18 protein-coding genes are annotated in these 18,160 nt (G+C 59.8%); 6 read left to right on the top strand and 12 right to left on the bottom strand.

All coding sequences use genetic code 11. The features are described 5' to 3' along the window. Nucleotides 1-9: 9 nt before the first annotated feature. The 7 genes from pqqF to ACK13D_RS04710 form a co-directional block, all read right to left on the bottom strand. A complete protein-coding gene (pqqF, locus tag ACK13D_RS04740) occupies nucleotides 10-2,286 on the bottom strand; it encodes a pyrroloquinoline quinone biosynthesis protein PqqF (protein ID WP_159226410.1) in 2,277 nt (758 codons plus the stop codon). Next, nucleotides 2,286-3,452 (bottom strand): pyrroloquinoline quinone biosynthesis protein PqqE, encoded by a 1,167-nt coding sequence (gene pqqE, locus ACK13D_RS04735; protein ID WP_418795830.1) that lies wholly within the window; start codon nucleotides 3,450-3,452, stop codon nucleotides 2,286-2,288. The genes pqqF and pqqE overlap by 1 nt, the downstream gene beginning before the upstream one ends. After that, the gene (gene pqqD, locus ACK13D_RS04730; protein WP_010245072.1) at nucleotides 3,415-3,693 is read right to left on the bottom strand and encodes a pyrroloquinoline quinone biosynthesis peptide chaperone PqqD; all 279 of its coding nucleotides are present in this window, start codon (nucleotides 3,691-3,693) and stop codon (nucleotides 3,415-3,417) included. Before pqqD ends, pqqE begins: the two co-directional genes overlap by 38 nt. 3 nt (nucleotides 3,694-3,696) lie before the next feature. Next, nucleotides 3,697-4,452, bottom strand: coding sequence for a pyrroloquinoline-quinone synthase PqqC (pqqC, locus tag ACK13D_RS04725; RefSeq protein ID WP_010245074.1), 756 nt, complete (start codon nucleotides 4,450-4,452; stop codon nucleotides 3,697-3,699). Nucleotides 4,453-4,455: 3 nt separating this feature from the next. Further along, nucleotides 4,456-5,373, bottom strand: a complete 918-nt coding sequence (pqqB, locus tag ACK13D_RS04720) for a pyrroloquinoline quinone biosynthesis protein PqqB (RefSeq protein ID WP_341576002.1) — start codon at nucleotides 5,371-5,373, stop codon at nucleotides 4,456-4,458. Nucleotides 5,374-5,427: 54 nt separating this feature from the next. Then, the gene (gene pqqA / locus ACK13D_RS04715) at nucleotides 5,428-5,499 is read right to left on the bottom strand and encodes a pyrroloquinoline quinone precursor peptide PqqA (RefSeq protein WP_010245082.1); all 72 of its coding nucleotides are present in this window, start codon (nucleotides 5,497-5,499) and stop codon (nucleotides 5,428-5,430) included. A 143-nt stretch (nucleotides 5,500-5,642) separates the two neighbouring features. Beyond that, a complete protein-coding gene (locus ACK13D_RS04710; protein WP_236351746.1) occupies nucleotides 5,643-6,659 on the bottom strand; it encodes a dipeptidase in 1,017 nt (338 codons plus the stop codon). Between the two features lie 204 nt (nucleotides 6,660-6,863). On the opposite strand from ACK13D_RS04710, the gene leuA reads away from it, so the two are divergent. After that, entirely contained in the window at nucleotides 6,864-8,579 is a 1,716-nt protein-coding gene (gene leuA / locus ACK13D_RS04705; RefSeq protein WP_418795827.1) for a 2-isopropylmalate synthase, read from the top strand. Here leuA and ACK13D_RS04700 read toward each other — a convergent pair. Together ACK13D_RS04700 and ACK13D_RS04695 are read right to left on the bottom strand one after the other, a co-directional pair. Continuing rightward, complete coding sequence (locus tag ACK13D_RS04700; protein WP_010245094.1) at nucleotides 8,500-9,279, bottom strand: AraC family transcriptional regulator; 780 nt, start codon at nucleotides 9,277-9,279, stop codon at nucleotides 8,500-8,502. The genes leuA and ACK13D_RS04700 overlap by 80 nt on opposite strands. Continuing rightward, nucleotides 9,276-10,262 (bottom strand): NAD(P)-dependent oxidoreductase, encoded by a 987-nt coding sequence (locus tag ACK13D_RS04695; protein ID WP_261308178.1) that lies wholly within the window; start codon nucleotides 10,260-10,262, stop codon nucleotides 9,276-9,278. Before ACK13D_RS04695 ends, ACK13D_RS04700 begins: the two co-directional genes overlap by 4 nt. A gap of 68 nt (nucleotides 10,263-10,330) precedes the next feature. On the opposite strand from ACK13D_RS04695, the gene pqqU reads away from it, so the two are divergent. The 3 genes from pqqU to ACK13D_RS04680 all read left to right on the top strand — a co-directional run bounded on the left by pqqU (nucleotide 10,331) and on the right by ACK13D_RS04680 (nucleotide 13,683). Then, complete coding sequence (gene pqqU / locus ACK13D_RS04690) at nucleotides 10,331-12,457, top strand: TonB-dependent receptor PqqU (protein WP_418795824.1); 2,127 nt, start codon at nucleotides 10,331-10,333, stop codon at nucleotides 12,455-12,457. Nucleotides 12,458-12,548: 91 nt separating this feature from the next. Continuing rightward, a complete protein-coding gene (locus ACK13D_RS04685) occupies nucleotides 12,549-13,373 on the top strand; it encodes an RNase A-like domain-containing protein (protein WP_418795822.1) in 825 nt (274 codons plus the stop codon). After that, on the top strand, nucleotides 13,342-13,683 hold the full coding sequence (locus tag ACK13D_RS04680) for a contact-dependent growth inhibition system immunity protein (protein WP_033767169.1): 342 nt from the start codon (nucleotides 13,342-13,344) through the stop codon (nucleotides 13,681-13,683). The genes ACK13D_RS04685 and ACK13D_RS04680 overlap by 32 nt, the downstream gene beginning before the upstream one ends. A gap of 13 nt (nucleotides 13,684-13,696) precedes the next feature. Here the strand turns inward: ACK13D_RS04680 and ACK13D_RS04675 are convergent, their stop codons facing one another. The 3 genes from ACK13D_RS04675 to ACK13D_RS04665 form a co-directional block, all read right to left on the bottom strand. Further along, entirely contained in the window at nucleotides 13,697-14,257 is a 561-nt protein-coding gene (locus ACK13D_RS04675; protein WP_418795820.1) for an isochorismatase family protein, read from the bottom strand. A gap of 15 nt (nucleotides 14,258-14,272) precedes the next feature. Then, on the bottom strand, nucleotides 14,273-14,698 hold the full coding sequence (locus tag ACK13D_RS04670; RefSeq protein WP_010245273.1) for a MarR family winged helix-turn-helix transcriptional regulator: 426 nt from the start codon (nucleotides 14,696-14,698) through the stop codon (nucleotides 14,273-14,275). Between the two features lie 66 nt (nucleotides 14,699-14,764). Beyond that, nucleotides 14,765-15,322, bottom strand: coding sequence for a helix-turn-helix domain-containing protein (locus ACK13D_RS04665; protein WP_060680161.1), 558 nt, complete (start codon nucleotides 15,320-15,322; stop codon nucleotides 14,765-14,767). Nucleotides 15,323-15,406: 84 nt separating this feature from the next. On the opposite strand from ACK13D_RS04665, the gene ACK13D_RS04660 reads away from it, so the two are divergent. After that, complete coding sequence (locus tag ACK13D_RS04660; protein ID WP_144340855.1) at nucleotides 15,407-16,618, top strand: benzoate/H(+) symporter BenE family transporter; 1,212 nt, start codon at nucleotides 15,407-15,409, stop codon at nucleotides 16,616-16,618. Nucleotides 16,619-16,790: 172 nt separating this feature from the next. Then, a complete protein-coding gene (locus ACK13D_RS04655) occupies nucleotides 16,791-18,158 on the top strand; it encodes an SrfA family protein (protein WP_342605929.1) in 1,368 nt (455 codons plus the stop codon). Nucleotides 18,159-18,160: the final 2 nt, after the last annotated feature.

Here is an 18,160-nt window from a genome sequence, read left to right as displayed (position 1 = left end):
TACCGGGCGCTACACATTCTCGCCGCCGGTGAACAGCACCCGCCAGCGGCGGCGATCCTGAATCAGCGTGCGGTGAAGCTGTTGCAGATCCGCAAGTGTCAGCGCCTCAATCTGCGCCGCATCCGGTTCTGCCAGGCCATTGTCAGCGCGTAAGCACGCCAGTGGCTGATCCACTTCCCGGCTCAGAAGACGCGCTTTCAGTGCCGCCAGATCGTAACCCGCCAGCGTCTCGTTCAGTGACCGCAGGAAGTTGCGGCAGTAGCGCAGCAGTGACAGCGCGCTGTAATCGGGCGACTGCAGCGCAAACAGCACCCCATCTTCATCGGCACAGCGCATATAGCGACTGCTGACCACATAACCGATAGGCTGCTCAACGCGATAGCGCTGGAAAAAGCGCGGCTCGTAGATCAGCGCCAGCGCGCGTAGCGCCGCCAGCTGTTCAGGTCGATGCAGCGGGATAAACAGCAGCAGAGCATTGTCCGCGCTGCTGTGTGGCAGGCGCGTCATACCGGTTTGTGTCGTCATGCGCTTTGGCGGCGTGTCAGGATTAACCGGTAGCGACAGTGCGCTCAGCCGCCGGGCAATCAGTGAATGCAGTGCCGCGTTGCCGCCTTTCAGCGCCGCCCGCCAGCAATGTGGCGTAATAGTGGCGGCCAGCTGCCAGGGCAACTGCCGCAGCAGTGCACGGATCGCGATGCTTTCCCCCGAAGAAGGCTGCGCCGCCTCAACCGGCAGCGTCAGTGCGGCGACAATCTGGCTCAGCGCCCGGTCAGCCACCGCCTCATCCGGCGTCAGTTGTAGCGTCAGTTGCCACACGCCCTCCACTTCCTGCCAGCTGCCGTTGCCGCCCTGATGACGCAACGCGGCAAACAGCGGACGTAACCGCCGGCCCAGCGCTTCGCCTGCCGCTTCGGTGAACGTTGACCAGAACTCTGGTCGCAGGATCAGCGTCGCCTGCAGGTCATCAGGCTGATGATGCGGCAATGCCACCGCCTGTGCGGGCAGCGGCTCAGACGTTAAGGCAGTCTCGAACGGGTAGAATGTGAAATGCGCCGGAGGTAGCGCCTCAGACGGGGCTGGCTGCCAGGCGGTCAGCGCAAGGCTGAATCCCTGCGTCTGAAGGGTTTCCTCAGCCGGGTGCGACGTGCAGAACAGCAGCGTGCCCGGCGCGTCGGTGAGACGCGCCAGCAGCGGCTGTAACGCAGGCACGGCTTCATCTGGCGCAAAGCCGATTGCGCGCTGGCGTAACTGCTCCATCGGTGACATTGTCACAAATCGCTGCTTTGCCAGCTGGTGATAGTGTTGATGTTGTGGCTCATTCGTCTGGCGCAGTGCATCCAGATAACGGTCGATCAAGACATTAACGGTTTCGGGTTGATGCGTTTCAACGCCCAGCGCCAGCCAGAGCGCGCCTCCCGCCTGATAGATCCACTTCAGCTCCAGCGACTCCGCCAGCCCCTGCTCACGAAGGGTAGCCAGCAGCGATCCGGGTGCTTCATCCAGCAGAAATTCACGCCATAACGTGACACCGTCACTCTTATCCAGTATCCAGCTGCGCCATAGCGCCCCAGGTGCGGTCTCTGCCAGCTGCCAGCAGGTATCGCTGGTCAGCTGCGGCGGTGGCAGATCCTGTCGCCACTGACCGGAGGGCAGCGCGGCAGCAACGTTACGCGCCAGCTGTTCCAGCTCATCCAGTGAGAGTGGCCCCTGCAGCCAGAGCCGCATATTGCTGGCGAAGTAGTAGCGCTGGTGGAACTGGCGCAACGCCCGCTGCAGTGCAGAGAGCTCATCGCCAAAACTCGCCCGGCTGCCAATATGGAACCGGTGGAATTCCGCAGGTGACGCGGCGGCGTGCAGCAGTGCCGCTTCAATGCGTGACGGCTGATGACGCTGCAATAGCTGATATTCCGCATCAATCACCGCCACTTCCTGACCGATTGCCTGATTATCAAGCAGCGGATGGCAGACCATATCCTGCAGCCGCGCCAGCCCGTCAGCCAGCAGCGACGGCGTGACCTCAAAAAAGAACGCGCTGCGCCGGGCCAGCGTGGTGGCGTTAACCCTGCCACCCTGCGTCTGAATCCAGCTCATCAACCGGCCCTCATCAGGCCAGCCGGTGCTGCCGGTGAACAGCAGATGTTCCAGCAGATGCGCCAGTCCGGGCCAGCGATCGGGTTCGTCGTGACTCCCCGCGCCCACCTGAATCAGGGCGGCGGCCTGGCTGGCATCGGGCTGATGCACCAGTTCAACCGTCAGACCGTTTATCTCCAGGCAACGCGTTTTCATCAGAGGTTCCGTGTTTTATAGATCAGTTGTGAGTTGCTGCGGTTACGGAACTGCAGCTGACCAATTTTAATGTCGCTGCAATCCGCCTCACGCCGGGCGTCAAGGATTTTGCCGTGATGCGGTGATTTGCTGCAGACCGGATCGGTGTTGTCGGCATTGCCGGTCAGCATGTAAGCCTGACAGCGACAGCCGCCAAAATCTTTCTCTTTCTCATCACAGGAGCAGCATGGCTCTGGCATCCAGTCAAAACCGCGATAACGGTTGAAGCCGAATGAGTTATACCAGATATCGTCCAGACTTTGCGTCAGCACTGAGGGAAATTCTATCGGGAGCTGACGCGCACTGTGACACGGCAGCGCGGTGCCCTCTGGCGTAACGCTGAGGAAGATGGCGCCCCAGCCACCCATGCAGGGCTTAGGGCGCTCTTCGTAGTAGTCTGGCGTCACAAACAGCAGGTTGGTCAGATTGCCGGTGGTGCTCATCCGCTCGCGGTAGGTTTTCACCACCGCCTCTGCGCGGGCGATCTGCTCGCGGGTGGGCAGCAGGCCTTCGCGGTTGAGCTGCGCCCAGCCGTAGAACTGACAGGTCGCCAGTTCTACGTCATCCGCTTCCAGCTCAATGCAGAGGTCGATAATCCTGTCGATCTGGTCGATGTTATGGCGATGCAGTACAAAGTTCAGCACCATCGGATAGCCGTGGGCTTTAACCGCTTTCGCCATCTCCAGCTTCTGCTGAAACGCTTTTTTCGAACCGGCCAGCGCCGCATTCAGGGTTTCGTCACTCGCCTGGAAGCTGATCTGGATATGATCCAGACCCGCCTCGCTGAACGCATCCAGCTTCTTCTCCGTCAGGCCGATGCCCGAGGTGATCAGGTTGGTGTAGAAGCCGAGATCGCGCGCCGCCTTGATCAGCTCCGGCAGATCTTTACGGACCAGCGGCTCGCCGCCCGAGAATCCGAGCTGCACGCTGCCCATCGCCCGCGCCTGACGAAACACCTCAATCCACTGCTCGGTGGTCAGCTCCTTCTCCTGCTGGGCGAAATCCAGCGGGTTGGAGCAGTAGGGACACTGCAGCGGACAGCGATAGGTCAGCTCGGCCAGCAGCCAGAGCGGCGGATTCACGTCAGGTTTATGCGGGGTCACGGAACTGTATCCACTTCTGTTCATAGGCTGATTGCAGGAACTCTAAAACGTCTGCACCCACGCCGCCCGCTTCCGGAAAACGGCTATCCAGCGTTGCGATAATCGCGGCGATATCCTGCTTGCCATCCACCAGCTCAAGGATGGCAGCGGCGGTTTCGTTCAGCTTCGCCATGCCTTCGGGATAGAGCACCACATGGGTATCCTGGGCGGCTTCCCACTGCATGCGGTAGCCGCGACGAAACGCGGCAATCGAGTTTTCATTCATCTGTTATACCAGTCGGGTGGTGTGCCACGCCGCTTTATCAGTCACGGTGTGATAAGGCGGACGTTTCAGCTCGTATGCCATGGTCATGGCGTCCAGCATGCTCCATAAAATATCGAGCTTAAACTGCAAAATTTCCAGCATGCGGTTTTGCGTCTCAGCGGTGGTGAAATATTCCAGCGCCAGCGCCAGGCCATGTTCCACATCGCGGTTCGCCTGACCCAGGCGACTGCGGAAGTAGAAATAGCCCTCTTCTTTGATCCACGGATAGTGCTGCGGCCAGCTGTCGAGCCGTGACTGGTGGATCTGCGGTGCGAATAGCTCGGTGAGTGAGCTGCAGGCCGCCTCCTGCCAGTTGGCGCGGCGGGCAAAGTTAATATATGCATCCACCGCGAAGCGCACGCCCGGCAGCACATGCTGCTCTGAAAGTAGTTCTTCGCGCGTCAGCCCGACCGCCTCGCCCAGTCGCAGCCAGGCCTCAATGCCGCCCTCTTCGCCGTTGCTGCCGTCGTGGTCGAGGATGCGCTGCACCCACTTACGACGGGTAGCCGGATCGGGGCAGTTGGCCATGATCGCCGCATCTTTCAGCGGAATGGTGGTCTGGTAATAGAAGCGATTCGCCACCCAGCCCTGAATCTGCTCGCGCGTTGCCTGACCGTTATGCATCGCGATGTGATACGGGTGATGGATATGGTAGTAAGCGCCTTTGTCGCGCAGGGCCTGTTCAAAAGCCTGCGGCGACAGCGTGTCAGTGATCTGCATGTTTTAGCCCTGAAGGTGGATCGCCATTCCGTCCCAGCTCACCTCTATTCCCTGCTCCGTCAGAAACTGACGCTGCGGTGACTGCTCGTTGAGGATCGGATTGGTGTTGTTAATGTGGATCAGAATTTTGCGTTTTGCCGGCAGCGATGCCAGCAGCGCCATCAGCCCCTGCTCTTCCGCCAGCGCCAGATGGCCCATCGCCTTGCCGGTGTTATGACCCACGCCAGTAGTCAGCAGCTCATCATCCTGCCAGACGGTACCATCAATCAGCAGGCAATCCGCTTTTTGCAGCCACGGCAGGATCACCGCATCCGGCTCGCCCAGGCCTGGCGCGTAAAGCAGCGTCTGACCATTCGCGCGGTTTTCAATAAACAGCGCCACGTTATGGCCCGGCAGCGGCCGGTCGCGATACGGCGAGTAAGGCGGTGCATTACTGATAATCGGAATCGCGGTGAACTGTAGATCACCACAAACATCGACGCTGAACGGCGTCAGTGGCGCAATGGGACGGTGCTGTAAGCCTCCATTCCAGTGGGTGAGCATAGGAAATATCGGGAAGCCGGTGCTGAGGTCACCATGCACTTCCGCCGTACACCACACCTGATGCGGACAGCCCTCACGCAGGCTCAGCAGCCCGGTGGTGTGATCGATCTGGCTGTCGGTAAGGATAATCGCGCCGATCGCCGTGCCGCGTAACACCTCTTTGCGGGTCAGTTCTGGCGTATGCAGAATCTGCTGGCTGATGTCGGGTGAAGCGTTGCATAACACCCAATCTTCGCCGTTATCACTGAGGATAATCGACGATTGCGTGCGTGCCTGGGCCTGGATCGTGCCGTTACGCACGCCGTGGCAGTTGGCGCAGTTACAGTTCCACTGCGGAAACCCGCCGCCCGCGGCTGAACCGAGGATTTTGATAAACATAGAGGAAAACCAGAAGTTGAAAAAAAATGCCCGCTCAGAGGGCGGGCAGAACGATTAACGGTTGGAGATGTAGAGAGTCACTTCCAGACCGAGACGCATATCAACGAAAGTTGGTTTTTTCCACATGAGTTACTTCCTCTTGGTTAACAGTAAATGAGCTGCCTGAAATCAGTGTGACCGGCATTGAATGAGACCGCCGTCACAATTTCCAGGCAGATGTTGCGCCAATGGCGCGTCGGGATCAAGCCCGGAACATCAGGAAATTGTTATCACAGCCCGGTCAGATGTAAAACCCGCTGCCAGTTTCCCCATGCCAGTTTCTCTGTCAGTGTCTGATCATAGCCCGCTTCCTGAAAAGCGGCGAGCAATCGCGGCAATCCGCTGACATCGCCCAGCGCAGCCGGTGGGGTAATCCCGTCGAAATCAGAGCCAAAGGCTACATGGTCGCTGCCCATTATCTTCAACATGTGATCACAATGCTTAACAATTTCTGTTAATGGCGTGTCAGCGTCGCGTTTACCGTCGGCGCGCAGAAAAGCGTTGCCGAAATTAATGCCGACCAGACCGCCGCTGTCGCGGATTGCCACCAGCTGGTCATCCGTCAGATTACGCGGCTGCGGACAGAGAGCATGCGCGTTGGAGTGGCTGGCGACCAGCGGCGCGCTGGAGAGCCGGGCGGTGTCCCAAAAGGCTTTTGCGTTCATATGCGACACGTCAATCATCATCTTCAGGTCACTCGCCTGCTGAATCAGCCTCTCTCCGGCGCGGGTCAGGCCTGGCCCGGTGTCGGGCGAGCCAGGAAAGGTGCCGCTGACGCCTTCACCAAAGCGGCTGGCCAGATTCCAGAATGGCCCGATGCTGCGCACTCCCGCCTGCCAGAAGGCGTGCAGCTGCTCGCCCTCCTCATCCAACGCATCAGCACCTTCGATGTGTGCCACCATCGCCAGTACGCCTGCGGCGCGGCAGGCGACGATCTCGTCATGGCTGCGGCAGAGTCGCGCCCGCCCGCCTGACGCATCAGCCAGCTGCTGCAGGATCTCAAGCTGTTGCCACATGATCTGAAGCGGTTGAAACGGCTCGTCGGCACGTGCCGGAACGGTGCGGGCAATGTACTCCTGCGGAGGCACAAAGATTGCAAACAGCCCGCCGCCGAGCCCGCCCTGCTGAATGCGCGGAAAATCGAGGTGGCCCCGTTCAATCCCCTGATAAAACGCCTGCGCGGGCGCATCACGATGATGCAGCCAGAGATTAAGCAACAGATCGTTGTGACCGTCAAAAATCAGCATATGAGTCCACCCAAATAAACAGGCGACCATGCTAACCCTGCCATGCGGATTCACCAAACCGGAGCGCACGCAGGGCCACGCAGGTCATGCTGGTCATGCTGGTCATGCTGGGTATTGTCACTTTTGCGCGTCAGGTTGTCAGCCCTGCGCGCGCGGACCCGGAGGCGTGTCGGCAGACTGGTAAAAAAACCACAGGAGACTCCTATGCTGACCCGACCCGCTGATAAATATCGTCCCTCCCCGCTGATCACCCTGCCCGATCGCCAGTGGCCCTCACGCCAGCTGACCCAGGCGCCACGCTGGCTCTCCAGCGATTTGCGTGACGGCAATCAGGCGCTGGCAGAACCGATGGATCGGGAACGCAAAATGGCCTTCTGGGATCTGCTGCTGCGCTGCGGGTTCCGGGAGATCGAGGTCGCCTTTCCCTCGGCGTCGCAGACGGATTTCGATTTCGTCCGCGACCTGATTGAGCAGCAGCGTATCCCGGAGGATGTGACGTTACAGGTACTGACTCAGGCGCGGGAGGACCTGATTTCCCGCACGTTTGTGGCGCTGCAGGGTGTGCCGCGAGCCATCGTACATCTCTATAACGCCACCGCGCCGCTGTTTCGTGAGCGGGTATTTAAACAGAGCAAAGCGGAAATCGTGGCGCTGGCCACCGCTGGTGCACGGCAGATCCGCGCCGAATGCGAGGCGCAGCCGGAAACCTACTGGACCTTTGAATATTCGCCAGAGACCTTCTGCTTTACCGAGCCGGAGTTTGTGCTGGAGATCTGCGAGGCGGTGGCCGATGTCTGGCAACCGGACGCGCAGCGCCCGATGATCATTAACCTTCCCGCCACGGTGGAGGTGAACACCCCTAACGTTTATGCCGATCAGATTGAGTATTTCTGCCGTCACTTCAGCCGCCGTGATGCCGTCTGCATCAGCGTGCATCCGCACAACGATCGCGGCACCGGCGTCGCCTGCGCAGAACTGGCGCTGCTGGCGGGCGCTGACCGGGTCGAGGGCTGTCTGTTTGGTAACGGTGAACGCACCGGCAATGTGGATCTGGTGACGCTGGCGCTGAATCTCTATACCCAGGGCGTTTCGCCCCAGCTCGATTTCAGCCAGATGCATGAGGTGATTGAAGTGGTAACCCGCTGCAACCAGCTGCCGGTTCATCCGCGCCATCCCTATGCGGGCGAGCTGGTCTTCACCGCCTTCTCTGGTTCTCATCAGGATGCAATTAAAAAAGGGTTTGCCATCCGCGCCGAACAGCAGGAGACAGAGTGGCAGATGCCTTACCTGCCGCTGGACCCGGCCGACATTGGCTGTAGCTATGAGGCGGTTATCCGCGTTAACAGCCAGTCGGGAAAAAGCGGGGCTGCCTGGCTGCTGGAGCAGAATCACGGGTTACAAATGCCGCGAGCGCTGCAGCAGGATTTCAGCCGCTGTGTTCAGCAGGAGACTGACCGGCACGGCGGAGAGATGACGCACTACGCGCTGTGGCAGCTCTTCTGCCGCCAGTATGGCGTCACGCAGCCCGCGGTAGCCTTACAGCGGGCTGACAGCCAGAGTGACAGCGGCGGGCAGACGCAGATTAGCGCCAGCGTGGTGTATCAGACGCAATCGCTGACGCTGACCGGCAGCGGCAACGGCTGGCTGTCGGCGGCGGTCAATGCCCTGCGCAGCGCGTTTGATCTGCATCTGACCATTGAGGACTATCACGAGCATACGCTGGGACGACGCAGTGACAGCCGCTCGGTGGCCTATATCAGCTGCGTGGATGCCCGTGGCGCGCGAGCCTGGGGAGTGAGTATCGACAATGACACCGCCCGCGCCGCCCTGCAGGCGCTGCTCAGCGCGGCAGGCCAGTTTCTGCAGGCGGAAAATAGTCAGTCGGAGAGACGCCCAGCAGACGACGAAACATCGCACTAAACGCGCTGGGGCTTTCATAGCCCAGTTCCAGCGCCACCCGCAGCACGGAGTCGCCCTGAGCCAGTCGCGTCAGGGCGATAGCCAGTCGGGCGCGCCGCACCCAGTCGCTGAACTGCAGGCCGGTTTCGCGCATAAAATGGCGGGCCAGAGTGCGGCCCGAGACATTCAGGTGGGCACTGGCCCGCAGCAGCGTCCAGCTCTCACCGGGCGTCTGCTGAATCAGCTCGCACAGCGCCTGTAAACGGGGACTGTCGGGCGTTGGCAGCGCAAAGGGCAGCACATCCATGCCCCGAATCTCATCCAGAATTAACTCCATCACCCGCTCGGCCCGACTGCCTGCGGCGTAACGCTCTGGCAGGCTCAGCGCCGTGACAATCAGCTCGCGCAGCAGCGGTGAGATTTGCACCACCTGACAACTGGCGGGCAGATCGGCGCGCGCCAGCGGATCGATAAACAGCGTGCGCGCCGCCACACTGCCGGTAATCTGCAGCGCATGACGGGTAAATGCGGGCAGCCAGACGCCGCGACTCGGCGGCACAATCCAGCTGCCATACTCCGTCTCTACCCTTACCACGCCGCTCAGGGTGTGGATCAGCTGGGCACAGGCATGCTGGTGCCAGGGTTCGCTGGCACCGTGCAGATAATCGTGCGCCAGCGGCACCAGCGGACGCGTGCTGAAGTCAAAATGCTGCTGACTCATTGCGCCTTCAGATAGCGGTAGATCACCGCCAGATCCTCTTCACCGTGTCCGGCCTCCACCGCCTGCTGCCAGAGCTGGGCGATATTCTCCAGCGCCGGCAGCGGCGTCTCTGCGGCATCCAGCGCCAGGCGGGCATCTTTCAGCGCCCAGACCAGATGCATCTGCGGCGTGAAGTCGTCGCTGGCGATCATCCCGAGCTTCATTTTTGCATACGGTGCGGCCAGCGGACCGCCCTCCAGCACCTGCCAGAGATCGTCGGTGGAAAAGCCGAACTGCTCTGCCAGCCGGGTACTCTCCGCCAGGCTCTGCATCATGCCAATCAGCCAGCTGTTGATGACCAGCTTCATCCGGGTGCTTTTTCCCGCCTCACCCAGCCACTGGGTGCCTTTACTGATGGCAGCAAACACCGCTTCTGCGGCCTGCGCCCGGCTCTGATCGCCGCTGGCCAGCACCAGAACCTGCGCATTCTCTGCTGGTGCTTTGGTGCCGGAGACCGGCGCGTCGATCAGTAACAAATCGGGGCGTTTTTCTGCGAAAAAGGCGATCAGCGCGTCGGTTTTTTCTACGCCGATGGTGCCCATCTGGCAGAGCGTCGCGCCCTGCTTAAACGCCTCTTTGACCTGATGCAGCACCTGCTCAGTGGTGTCGCCATCAGACAGCATGGCGATCACGACATCCGCCTGACGTACCGCCTCGGCTGGCGAGTCAGCCAGCTGCAAACCCGCATCCAGCAGATCTTCGCCGCGCGCGCGGGTGCGGTTCCAGCCATGAACGTGAAAGCCTTTTTTCAGCAGGTTGGCGGCAAATGCGTGCCCCATTGCGCCTAATCCCAGAACCGCCACTTCAGGTTGTTTCATGCTGACTCCCGTGAGTTTTTTGTCTGCATCCGGGTGAATCGGACGCCTGATCACTGCAAAAGATGGATTCCAGCCTGGCGGTAAACAGAGAAAAAATCCAGCCCGAAACGATGTACCCCAGCGCATCAAACCCTTACCATATGCGGAAATTGTTCCACCTGGTTCATATCCTCTCTTTTTTCAGGCCACATATAATGAAAATAATCTCTCTGCGCCAGGCGACGCTGTTGATGTTGCCTGCCATTTTGCCGCTGCCGCTGCTGGTGGCGGCGGCGGATAATGACAATACCCTGGTCGTCACGGCCGCACCGCCGGAAACGGGCCTTAACGAACTCGATACGCCTGCGGCCCTGAGCGTGGTCAGTGGCGACGATATGCGCCAGGCAGCGCCGCGCGTTAACCTGTCGGAAAACCTCAGCAGCGTGCCGGGTCTGCAGATCCAGAACAGACAGAATTACGCGCAGGACCTGCAGCTGTCGATGCGTGGCTTCGGCTCCCGCTCAACCTACGGCGTACGCGGGCTGCGCATCTACGTGGATGGCATCCCGGCCACCATGCCGGATGGTCAGGCGCAGACCTCCAATATCGATATCGGCTCGATTGATCATGTCGAGGTGCTGCGCGGCCCGTTTTCTGCGCTGTATGGCAACGCTTCGGGTGGCGTGATCAATGTCACCACTCAGCAGGGTCAGCAGCCGACCACGCTTGAAGCCAGCAGCTGGTACGGCAGCTACGGCAGCTGGCGAAACAGCGTCAAAGCCAGCGGCGCGACCGGTGACGGCAGCCATGCCGGGGATGTGAACTACACCGTCTCCGCCTCCCGCTTCACCACTCACGGCTATCGTGATCACAGCGCTGCGCAGAAGAACCTTGGCAACGCCCGACTGGGCGTGCGTATTGATGATGTCAGCACCCTGACGCTGCTGTTTAACAGCGTTCACATTGACGCGCAGGATCCCGGCGGCTTAACCGAGGCGCAGTGGCGTGACAATCCACGTCAGGTGGTCAGCAACGTCCCGCTTTATAACACCCGTAAGACTGTCGATCAGACTCAGGGCGGCCTGCGTTATCAGCGCCAGATGAGTGAAAATGACGACCTCAGCGTGATGCTCTATGCGGGCATGCGCGAAACTACCCAGTTCCAGTCGATCCCCGCAGCCGTGCAGCGCAACCCGTCTCATCCCGGTGGCGTGATCGCCCTGACCCGCCACTATCAGGGCGTCGATACCCGCTGGACCCATCGCGACACGCTGCTGTCTATTCCGGTGGCGCTGACCGGCGGACTCGACTACGAAACCATGACCGAGCGCCGCAAGGGCTATGAAAACTTCACGGTCAGCAACGGGGTGACGCAACTGGGCGAACAGGGCAATCTTCGCCGCAACGAGCGCAACCTGATGTGGACGCTCGATCCCTATCTGCAGACCGCCTGGCAACTGACCGATAAGCTGTCGCTGGATGCGGGTGTGCGGTTCAGCACCGTTAACTTTGACTCTAATGACTTCTATATTCAGCCCGGTAACGGCGACGACAGCGGTGATGCGCGCTATCACAAATGGCTGCCCGCTGCGGCACTGAAGTATGCCTTTGACCCAGGCTGGAACGCGTGGATCTCCGCCGGTCGCGGCTTTGAAACCCCGACCATTAATGAGCTCTCTTACCGCTCGGATGGCGCGACCGGTCTGAATCTGGGGCTGAAACCGGCCACCAGCGATACGCTGGAGATTGGCAGCAAGAAACGCATCGGCAACGGCCTGATCAGCGCGGCGCTGTTCCAGACCGATACCCAGGATGAGATTGTGGCGGATACCAGCAGTGGCGGACGCACTACCTATAAAAATGCCGGTCAGACCCGCCGTCGCGGTCTGGAGTTAAGCCTGGATCAGCAGTTTGCCTGGGACTGGCGGCTGAAGATGGCCTACACCCTGCTGGATGCGCGCTATCGCACTAACGCCTGCGGCAGCGACAGCTGTGACGGCAACCGCATTCCTGGCATTGCCCGTAACATGGCTTACGCCGGACTCGGTTACCTGCCGGAACAGGGCTTTTATGCAGGCAGTGAGGTGCGTTATCTGAGCCAGATCGCCGCTGAAGATCAGAATAGCGTGAACACCCCGTCCTACACCGTTGCAGCGGTTAACAGTGGCTATAAGTGGCTGGTTGAGAACTGGACACTGGATCTGTTTGGCCGGGTCGATAACCTGTTTGACCGGCACTATGTGGGTTCAGTGATTGTGAATGAGAGTAATGGACGCTACTTCGAATCCGCGCCGGGCCGCAATTACAGCGTCGGTTTAACGCTGGGTTACGCCTTCCGGTAAAACAATTCGGGCCACCGTCGCGGTGGCCCGGATCTTCCCTTCACACGCGAATCAGGCGCGCGAATTGAATTTCTTTTAAGGATTGATTGTTATGGACAACGAGCTACAAATTGCAATGTCTCCGGTACATCTTGCGGCGGTGCTTTCCGATAAGTCAGTTACTGAATCCGAGGGAATGAGCAACCGTCTTATGGGTGGTCTTGACCTGCTCATGGGTAGTCTGGAGTTGGCTGGCGCAACCGCATTGTGTATGGCTCCCGAACCCACCGGGATAACCAAGGCAGCATGTATTGTCGTTGGTGCTCACAGTATGGATAGCATTAATGCTGCAGCTAACCGGGTGCTGACCGGCCAGAATACCCGAACTGCCACCTACCAGACGGCTGTTGCTCTCGCAAAGAAATTTGGCGCTGACGACACAGCAGCATGGAATATCGGTCTGGCCATAGATGTGGGTGTTCCAGCTGCCTTTGGACTTACTGTTAGTGCAGCCCGTGTTGTATACGTCCGGGCGGGGACGTTTAAAATTGCTGAGCATGAGGCTGTCAGCTCTGTAAGGGCTGGCGGCCACACCATTGCTAAGCACGTCGCAATTTCTGATGATGATTTACTCGCCAGGCTGGCCCTCAGCCCAAATATGCACTCAGTATCATCATATTATTCAGTTCAGATTGCAGAAAAAGCGATCAGCTCAGCCCTGAAAGCTAACCGACTACGGATCATTCATTGGGGGAACTGGGGGAATAACGCCAGTCCTCTGGAACTGGTATATCGTAGCAGGGCTGCTGTGGGTTATGGATTCAGGCAGGGTAAAGCGGCAAAAGAAACCTGTTACGCTGTGCGCGTGGTGCTGCTTAAGCAAACTTATAACGGGAAACCTTACTATGTTCTCACGTCTTATCCGTGGATGGGGTGATAAACCCGAGAAACAATACCCGGCGCTAACCGGCATGTTAAGAGTGTTTTTAAGCTGCCATCATGACGACTTTGGCAGTACCCTCGAAGAAATGCTCCAGAGCTATATTGATCATGACATGCCTGTTATTGAAGCGCGGAATGAAATAAACATCCTGCTTCAGAATGAGGATGACAATTTGAATGTCATTATGTCAGCGATTGCTGATGAAGAGTTTCGTCCGGCCCCCTGGGGAGAAACATGGCGCAGTTTTTTGATAAGAGCTATGTCTGCCCTCAACGGGCCACCGTCGCGGTGGCCCGACGCTTAACGTCACACGCCAATCAGGCGCGCGAATTCAGCTGCGCCTTAATATCCTCACAGCTGCCGGTTTCACCCAGGCGCGGGAAGATCAGGTTCACGCTATTGTTGTGCGTATCCAGGTTGAGATCGGTCATCGCATCGGTCGCCAGCGTGACGTTGTAACCCAGCTCATACGCCTGTCGTGCGGTGGATTCCACGCCGATACTGGTCGCGATACCACAAATAACTACCTGAGTAATGCCGCGCTTTTGCAGCTCATCGTGCAACGCCGTGGCGTGAAACGCACCCCAGGTTTTCTTGGTGACCGTAAGGTCATTTTGCTGTGGGGCCATCGCCGGAACCAGCGTGGCCCAGTCGGCGGGCAATTCGCCGCTGTGACGTGCCTGCTCATTGCGGCCCGGCGCCCCACCAGCCACGTTAACCAGCACAACCGGCAGATCGTGCGCGCGAAACGCCTCAGCCAGTCCGGCACAGCGTTCGATCACCGGCTGCGGTTCATGAACCAGCGGCAATGCCACAATGCCATGTTGCAGGTCGATAACAATCAGCGCAGTTTTTGCATCAAGTGTGGTTACAGCCATGTTGAATCCTCAGATTTAATAGTCAGTGAGTCGTTGCAGCAGAGGGAGAACGTCGGTCAGTTGCTGCTGTTCTGCCGGACTCAGTCGCGCTTCCAGCGTCCGGACCAGCCAGTCATCGCGCATCGCGCGACTCGACGTAATCACCGCCAGGCTGGACGTCGTGGGAAGATAGCGGGTTTTACGGCCATCATGGGGATCCGGCTCGCCCGTCACCAGTTCCGCCGCCAGTAACCCGGCGACGGTCGCGCCCATTGACTGGGTGCGTACGCCCTCGGCCGCCGCCAGTTGCGTTACCGTCATCGCCCCATCGCGAACCAGATGACCCAGCACCGCGACCTGCGACCAGGTTAATTCGCCAGGCGGTGCTGACTCGCGCAACCGGCGGCCCAGCTTGCCCACCAGCATGCGCAGCATTGCAGCGGATTCAGTCAGATCGCTCATTACACGTCTCCATCGATAAGCGAAAGTATAAAGATACGAAGGTAAACTGTGTAGTTTGCTCAGGTATCAATTTGTAACGTCCGGGCGCTGCAGATAATGGATCAGACTGTGGAAGCGCAGCGGCGTGCTGAGCGGGTTCCGGTAGCTGTGCAGCACATCGGCCCTGAACTGGAATGCCTCCCCGGCGAGCAGACGTCGCCAGAGGTCACCGACGCCCAGCAATAGTTCGCCCTCGATGACCACCACCTGCTCCACACAGCCCGCTTCATGGGGCGAAGAATGACTCTGCGCCCCCGCTGCCAGCTCCACCGCCAGCAGATCAAAACGCAGTTGCGGATCGTAAGGCAGCAGCGACCGTACCGACATGTCGGCATTGGGCTGACTGAATCCTGGCGCGGCGCCTGAAGGCAACACGCTGCCGTCGATAAAAAAGGAAAAGGGAACGTTGAAACCGGTGGCAATCTTCCACAGCGTCGCCACGGTGGGACTCGATTCGCCGCGCTCAATCTGGCCCAGCATCGCTTTACTGACGCCGGTTCGCTCCGCCGTCAGCGTCAGGCTCCAGCCATTGGCCTGCCGCAACTGTCTGAGCGCGCTGCTCAGGTGTTGCTGAAAATCCGCCATTTTTTCTCCTGCTTTCTCGTCATCCTGGTGAGTGACGTTATGGCAATAGTGTAACACTTGTGCGTTATAGCGCATCATGCGACCATGTGCGCTATAACGCACAACCTCATAAAGAGTCTGACCATGACGAGAGCGGAACCTCCCCGTTTTACCCTGCCGATGCTGGTTTCCGGCTTCGTGGCTGTGCTGGTGGGCTACAGCAGCAGTGGCGCGATTATCTATCAGATGTTTCAGGCGGCGGGCGCCACGCCCGCGCAGATTGGCGGCTGGCTGTCGGTGCTGGGCATTGCGCAGGGGATCGCCTCGCTGGGCCTGTCACTGCGCTACCGCATGCCGGTGCTCGCTGCCTGGTCAACGCCCGGCGCCGCGCTGCTGGCGACCAGTTTTCACGGCGTTTCGCTGAATGAGGCGGTAGGCGTCTTTGTTTTCGCCAACCTGCTGATCGTATTGTGCGGCGTCACCGGCCTGTTTGCCCGGCTGATGAACTACATTCCCGCTTCACTGGCAGCGGCGATGCTGGCAGGTATTCTGCTGCGCTTCGGGCTGCAGACCTTTGCCGATTTGCAAAGTAACTTTGTACTGTGCGGCAGCATGTGCCTGGCCTGGCTGCTGGCCCGCCGCTGGCTGGCCCGCTATGCAATTCTGGTCACGCTGCTGGTGGGTGTTGCCGTCGCGCTGGCACAGCACGCCATTCACTTTCCGCCGCAGCCGATTAGGCTGACAATGCCGGAAGTGGTGATGCCGCACTTTACGCTCACCACGCTGCTGGGGATCGGCGTGCCCTATTTCCTGGTGACGATGGCGTCACAGAACGCCCCCGGCATCGCCACGCTACAGGCGCACGGCTACCGTCCGCCCGTCTCTTCACTGATGAGCTGGACCGGATTAATTGCGCTGCTGCTGTCGCCATTAGGGGGTTTTTCGGTCTGCGTGGCGGCGATTACGGCGGCCATCTGCATGAGCGATGAGGTCGACCCAAATCCTCAGCAGCGCTGGCGCGCGGCGGCGCTGGCGGGGATCTTCTATCTGCTGGCGGGCGCGTCCGGTGCGCTGATCGCCGTGCTGTTCAGTGCCCTGCCTGTGGTACTGATTGAGGCGCTGGCGGGTCTGGCACTCCTTGCCACGCTGGGTGGCAGCCTCCACCGCGCACTGGATCTGCCTGCCGAACGCGACAGCGCGCTGATCACCTTTCTGATCACCGCATCCGGCGTTTCGCTGCTGGGCATTGGTCCGGCCTTCTGGGGACTGGCGGGCGGCGTCATCGCCCACCTGCTGCTGGTGCGCAAATCCGGCTGATTGCGTCATACTCTCTGAAATAGCGGTGGTTTTTCCGTCAGCCGGTGAAAAAAACAGTGGATTTACCCCCTTTTTCTGCCGTTTGATTTGTCATTGCCCCGCGTAAAATCAACCTAATCGTCGATAACACGCGATTTTCTGCCTCAGACAACGACCGATAAGGGCCCAACAGGTGGCAAAAACTTTTCTGCGCAGCGGTAATTTAGATGCAGTTCTGGCGTTAGGTGAAAATGGCCAGCCGGTCTACGCCTCAGCACTGCAAATTCGTGAAACCCTGCGCCTGCGCCGTCAGAGCGCACTGGCAGATTGCCTGGCCATTCCTCAGGCCAATGAACGGGGCGATCGCCTCGACTGGTATGCCCCTTTTAGCGGCCGGGTGAAATCCTGGCTGGGTGCCAGCGATCATGAACGTCGCGCGGCGCTGCAACAGCTCACCGCCTGTCAGCAGGATATGCAGGATCTCAGTACGCGCGCGCGCGCGGCAGAGAATCCATCAATGCGGCTGTTTGGTGCGCTGCTGAGCAAAACCCTGCAATTCCCCGACCAGCAGTATGTCTATCTGGTTGATGGCAAACCGGTCATCACCTTCTGGGGCTTTGTCGATGCCCAGGCGCGCAGCCGCGATGACGCGCTGGCCTGCCTGCGTGACACGCTGGAAGAGAACCTGCCGGTGGCGCTGGTTGAACCGCTGCCTGAGCTGCCTGCCGCGCCGGTCATCGCTGAACCAGAGATAATCGCTGAGCCCGAACCTGAACCTGAATCTGTGGCTGAACCGCTGCCGGTTGCGGCACCCGTTGAAGCTCAGCCGGCGACGCCTGTAGCGGCTCGCCGCCGTTTCCGCGTCTGGTATCTGTTACCGCCGGTGGCGATTGCTGCCGCCGTGACGGTGGCCGTGTTGCTGCATCGTTCAGAGCCCGTAAAAACACCGGTTGCCACCGCGAAGCCAGCGTCAGCCCCGGCGACGGTACCCACTCCGGCTCCTGCTGCGACTCCGGCACCGGTGGCGGCGACACCGTCCGTCACCCCACCTGCCGAGCAGGCAGCACCGGAAAAACTTCCCGAATCGCAGCCGCAGAAACCGGCCAACACCACCACCGATACCGCACCGGCAACCTCATCTGCTACCCTTGCCACAACGGTGACGGCGCCGGTTCCGGCCAAACCCGATGACCTGATCGTGACGCCGGATGCGGTGCGCGATGGCCAGGTACGGGTGATTGATGGCCGCTGGCGTGTCACTATCGACCAGATGCCGACGCCAACCGGTAAGCCTCCGGTAATGCGCTTCCAGTTTAAAAACGGCAAAGGCAGCGTGCAGATCGCCCAGGGCAATACTACCTGTAAAGCGGATGTCAGCGCGGCCATGACCAGCGCCGGTAACCTGGTGATTGAGAGCCGCTACACGGCGAAGTGCCAGAACAATTCGCGCTACCGTATGCCACTGCTGGTCTGCCATGCGAGTATCGGCGCCGCAGTGTGTGAAGCGCAGTATGCTGATGACCGGGTCTTCCCGATGACGATTAAGCGTGAGAGTAAATAACG

Origin of the sequence: Pantoea sp. K16 (assembly GCF_048452805.1) — a bacterium.
Taxonomy (GTDB): Bacteria; Pseudomonadota; Gammaproteobacteria; order Enterobacterales; family Enterobacteriaceae; genus Pantoea; species Pantoea agglomerans.
This window is presented reverse-complemented; position numbering and strand designations above follow the sequence as displayed.

What these genes read in the sequence shown, in the direction of transcription:
- pqqF (WP_159226410.1), bottom strand. Translation starts at nt 2,286, where the DNA reads ATGAAAACGCGTTGCCTGGAGATAAACGGTCTGACGGTTGAACTGGTG.
- pqqE (WP_418795830.1), bottom strand. Translation starts at nt 3,452, where the DNA reads ATGAACAGAAGTGGATACAGTTCCGTGACCCCGCATAAACCTGACGTG.
- pqqD (WP_010245072.1), bottom strand. Translation starts at nt 3,693, where the DNA reads ATGAATGAAAACTCGATTGCCGCGTTTCGTCGCGGCTACCGCATGCAG.
- pqqC (WP_010245074.1), bottom strand. Translation starts at nt 4,452, where the DNA reads ATGCAGATCACTGACACGCTGTCGCCGCAGGCTTTTGAACAGGCCCTG.
- pqqB (WP_341576002.1), bottom strand. Translation starts at nt 5,373, where the DNA reads ATGTTTATCAAAATCCTCGGTTCAGCCGCGGGCGGCGGGTTTCCGCAG.
- ACK13D_RS04710 (WP_236351746.1), bottom strand. Translation starts at nt 6,659, where the DNA reads ATGCTGATTTTTGACGGTCACAACGATCTGTTGCTTAATCTCTGGCTG.
- leuA (WP_418795827.1), top strand. Translation starts at nt 6,864, where the DNA reads ATGCTGACCCGACCCGCTGATAAATATCGTCCCTCCCCGCTGATCACC.
- ACK13D_RS04700 (WP_010245094.1), bottom strand. Translation starts at nt 9,279, where the DNA reads ATGAGTCAGCAGCATTTTGACTTCAGCACGCGTCCGCTGGTGCCGCTG.
- ACK13D_RS04695 (WP_261308178.1), bottom strand. Translation starts at nt 10,262, where the DNA reads ATGCGCTGGGGTACATCGTTTCGGGCTGGATTTTTTCTCTGTTTACCG.
- pqqU (WP_418795824.1), top strand. Translation starts at nt 10,331, where the DNA reads ATGAAAATAATCTCTCTGCGCCAGGCGACGCTGTTGATGTTGCCTGCC.
- ACK13D_RS04685 (WP_418795822.1), top strand. Translation starts at nt 12,549, where the DNA reads ATGGACAACGAGCTACAAATTGCAATGTCTCCGGTACATCTTGCGGCG.
- ACK13D_RS04680 (WP_033767169.1), top strand. Translation starts at nt 13,342, where the DNA reads ATGTTCTCACGTCTTATCCGTGGATGGGGTGATAAACCCGAGAAACAA.
- ACK13D_RS04675 (WP_418795820.1), bottom strand. Translation starts at nt 14,257, where the DNA reads ATGGCTGTAACCACACTTGATGCAAAAACTGCGCTGATTGTTATCGAC.
- ACK13D_RS04670 (WP_010245273.1), bottom strand. Translation starts at nt 14,698, where the DNA reads ATGAGCGATCTGACTGAATCCGCTGCAATGCTGCGCATGCTGGTGGGC.
- ACK13D_RS04665 (WP_060680161.1), bottom strand. Translation starts at nt 15,322, where the DNA reads ATGGCGGATTTTCAGCAACACCTGAGCAGCGCGCTCAGACAGTTGCGG.
- ACK13D_RS04660 (WP_144340855.1), top strand. Translation starts at nt 15,407, where the DNA reads ATGTGCGCTATAACGCACAACCTCATAAAGAGTCTGACCATGACGAGA.